At 45.4% G+C, this 3,410-nt stretch carries 4 protein-coding genes; 2 read left to right on the forward strand and 2 right to left on the reverse strand.

Annotation, left to right across the window (positions count from 1 at the left end; translation table 11 throughout):
- Together AB7S66_RS09275 and AB7S66_RS09280 are read right to left on the reverse strand one after the other, a co-directional pair.
- A partial coding sequence (locus AB7S66_RS09275; RefSeq protein ID WP_428519323.1) for an AMP-binding protein occupies positions 1-1,271 on the reverse strand: 1,271 nt, incomplete at its 3' end.
- 118 nt (positions 1,272-1,389) lie between these two features.
- Positions 1,390-2,124, reverse strand: coding sequence for a GntR family transcriptional regulator (locus tag AB7S66_RS09280; protein WP_428519325.1), 735 nt, complete (start codon positions 2,122-2,124; stop codon positions 1,390-1,392).
- Positions 2,125-2,525: 401 nt separating this feature from the next.
- On the opposite strand from AB7S66_RS09280, the gene AB7S66_RS09285 reads away from it, so the two are divergent.
- Positions 2,526-2,870: an encapsulin-associated ferritin-like protein gene (locus AB7S66_RS09285; protein ID WP_428519327.1), complete on the forward strand. Its 345-nt coding sequence runs from the start codon at positions 2,526-2,528 to the stop codon at positions 2,868-2,870.
- Positions 2,871-2,892: 22 nt separating this feature from the next.
- Positions 2,893-3,410: family 1 encapsulin nanocompartment shell protein (locus AB7S66_RS09290; RefSeq protein WP_428519329.1), on the forward strand; the 518-nt coding region annotated here is incomplete at its 3' end.

A 3,410-nucleotide genomic window follows, 5' to 3' on the forward strand; every position in this document is an offset into this window, starting at 1 on the left:
CAAACCTCACTGCCAGCAACGATACCACTGGTGCCGAACTTGTATTTATGGGGGGTGTTGCTGCTGATAATCGGGGCAGCCTCAGTCAGACCATAACCCTGAAAAACGGGAACTCCGATCGCGGCGAAGAACTTCTGTTGCTTTGCTTCCAGGAGTGCTCCTCCTCCTACGCAGTAGAGCATCTTATCCCCGAAGATTTTCCGAAGCTTTGGGAATACCAAAAGGTTCGCCAATGTGTACGGAAACCAGGTCTTGATTTTTACCCAAGTACCACTCTTATGAAAGCCGTCCCCATTACGGAGTATTCCAGCCTCAAGCCCACGGTTGAAAATGCCTTCAACAAAGGGGCCTTTCTGGTGAATACCCTGGATCATCTTCTTCATGAAATTGCCTGTTATGGAGGGAACTGTCATGAGGAAAACAGGATTTACTTCCAAGAGATTCTTGGGGAAGTTTCTGATAATCGAGGCATTTGAGCCCCTGGAATCAACAAAATGCAAGGTAATACCCCTGAGCAGTGCTGTATAGATTCCTACCGTATGAGCAAAGCTGTGGTCAACAGGAAGCACGACCAGTGTCTCATAGCTCGCATCAGGGAGCTTGAACAGGTCGATGGCATCATGCACATTCACATAGTAATTAAGATGGGTAAGCATGATACCCTTTGGATTACCGGTAGTCCCACTGGTGTAGCAGATGTTGATCGTATCATTCTCATTGATGGACTCTTCAGCGTCCTTGACCAAGCGAGGGTTCTGCTCCAGAAGATTTGCCCCATCAAGCATGAGGGTCTCCCAGGGAACATAGTTCACATCCTGCTTCCAATCTGCATCCCGAACTTGTTTTTCCAATCGCTCGTCCTGCTCATCAAGGTAGATGAACATGACAGGATGGTCGAACAGGGGAAGGGCCTTTACCGCATTGCCGAGGGTATTTGAGGAGACCGCCAAAGCGACAGCTTCACTGTGGTTGATTCGGAACGCAATTTCCTCAGGGGTGAGCTTGATGGAGAGAGGCACACTGATCATCTTCGCCTTGATCAGGCCAAGTTCACAGGTAACCCAACTACTCTTTCCCTCACTGAGAATACCTATGGTATCCTGTGGCTTGAATCCATGGTTGAGCAAATATGCAGCCACATAATCCGACTCCACATCAGTCTTCTTGAAAGAACAAGCAACCCAGCCTGCATCGGTCTTTGTATTGGTATAGGTGCGATCACCATAACGTTTCGCAGCCTCGTGCAACATTTCTATGATAGTTCTTTTCACTTTTTCCCCCTCTTCATCAGCAAGTAGCCTTTAATAACACTTATACAGCTGATGTCAAGAAAACACAAGGAACAGACCATGCATTAAAAGGGAGAACAGAGTTTTTTTATCCACAGAATCAGCCACCTACAGAAACCTCTGATTGTTCCTCAACAGCAAATTCGTACATGAGTCCGTTGAAGACCTTGGTACACCTTCCAATCACCGTACCATCATCGAGGACACAGAGCCCTCTGCACCAGAGACTGGCAGAACTGCAATCGATACCAAGTTGCTTGCATATTTCCTCATTAGGATTTATGGCAGCAATTTTTCCCTGAACGAAATGGCACTTCTGACCGACTTGCAAACTTACCAGGTCGAAGAAGGAACGTTCACTCTCATCCCCAAGCAGGGCAATCTCCTGCCCAAATCGTGAGTTGACGTAGTAATCGCTCAAAACTGATGGTTTATCGTCCACAATATGCAAACTCTTGAAATGCCAAAGCTCTCTATCGGTTGGATCATCTGAGAAGTGCATCTGGCTACGATCAGTATCCGATGCTTCCACCTTCTCTTTCAGGATAATCTTGTAATACCCATTTTTCGGAGATTCTTCCCCCTCTATTTTTATCTGGGGGTAACCGAGACTTACCACTTTACGCTTGAACAAGACAAAAGACCCTCGTCCACGAGTCCTGGAAATATACCCCTGACGGACCAATCCATCCAAAGCACGTCGAATAGTGACACGAGAGACCCCATATTGTTCACAGAGTTCCATCTCGGTAGGAATACGGTATCCTTCCGGCCATTCACCGAAAATGATTTTCATTTGCAACTGTGTGAAAACAGTCTTGAATTTCAATGCCATGTGTATGCTCCTCTGATCTGTGCAAGTATTAGGAGTAACTTGTATACTTATATTATAATACAAATTAGTTTTTTATTCAGTAAGGATTTTGTCCTATCTAGAAGGCATTTCCAATACTTATAAGCTATATTTTTGTACTTATTGCGATATTTATGAAATACTAATATTTTTTACATGTGTAACAAACCCTTATTTGTCATCATAACATCATACAAAGCCTTATAGAGACAGAGCGGAAAAGATATAAAAAACAGGCTCTTGTATGCAACTTATCTATCGAGAGAAACATAGCTCAAGGTGACTCTTCTCTCAATTCACAAGATTTTTACACATCAGGCCTTTCTTTCTTGGCAAACCATGAGTATCATTAAAGTAATACAGTGTCTTAATAGGAGGATAGTATGGCTTATAGTGAACCTTATGATGCAATAGACGAAAAGACGCGGAATATCTCCCGTGCAATCACCAGCCTAAGAGAAGAACTCGAGGCGATTGACTGGTATAACCAGCGGGTGAACACCACCAAAGATACAGAACTGGCTGGTGTAATGGCACACAACCGCGATGAAGAGATCGAGCATGCAGCCATGGCCCTCGAATGGCTGAGACGCAACATGGATAAGTGGGATGAAGAGCTGAAAACCTATCTCTTCAGCAGTGGAAGCTTGCTGGAAGTAGAAGAAGGTGGGGAAGGTGCTGAAGGTTCCTCTACAACATCGCTCTCGATTGGTGACCTGAAGAAATAGGAATTACCCAGGAGGTATATATATGGACATGTTCAAACGCGAATTAGCCCCTCTCTCATCTGAGGCTTGGACAGAAATAGAAAACAGGGCAAAGGAAGTATTACTCTCCCGTCTTACCGCTCGCAAAGTAGTCAACGTCAACGGACCAAAGGGAATTGACTTCACTGCCATCAGTGAAGGCCGCCTCACCCTGGTTGACGACGGAGACGTGAAGGCTGGGGTCTACACAGCAAAACCATTGACCGAAGCCAGAATTCGGTTTTCCCTCAATAAATGGGAGCTGGACAACCTGGCCCGCGGTGCAAAGGATATTGATTTTGATACGTTAGACGCTGCCATTGAAAAACTGGCCCTGTTTGAAGAGCGCGCCATCTACGACGGATATGAGAAAGGTGGTATCAAGGGATTGAAGGAATCGAGTGAACATAAGGCTCTGACCTTTGGCAAGGAATCCAGTGATATTCTTGCCTCAGTCACCGAAGGTCTTATCCTGCTCAAGAAAAGTTATGTGCATGGTCCCTACTCCCTTATCGTAGGCAA

Source organism: Sphaerochaeta sp., assembly GCF_050178175.1.
GTDB lineage: Bacteria > Spirochaetota > Spirochaetia > Sphaerochaetales > Sphaerochaetaceae > Sphaerochaeta.

Coding starts and splice junctions, on each gene's coding strand:
- AB7S66_RS09285 (WP_428519327.1), top strand. CDS start 2,526: ATGGCTTATAGTGAACCTTATGATGCAATAGACGAAAAGACGCGGAAT.
- AB7S66_RS09280 (WP_428519325.1), bottom strand. CDS start 2,124: ATGGCATTGAAATTCAAGACTGTTTTCACACAGTTGCAAATGAAAATC.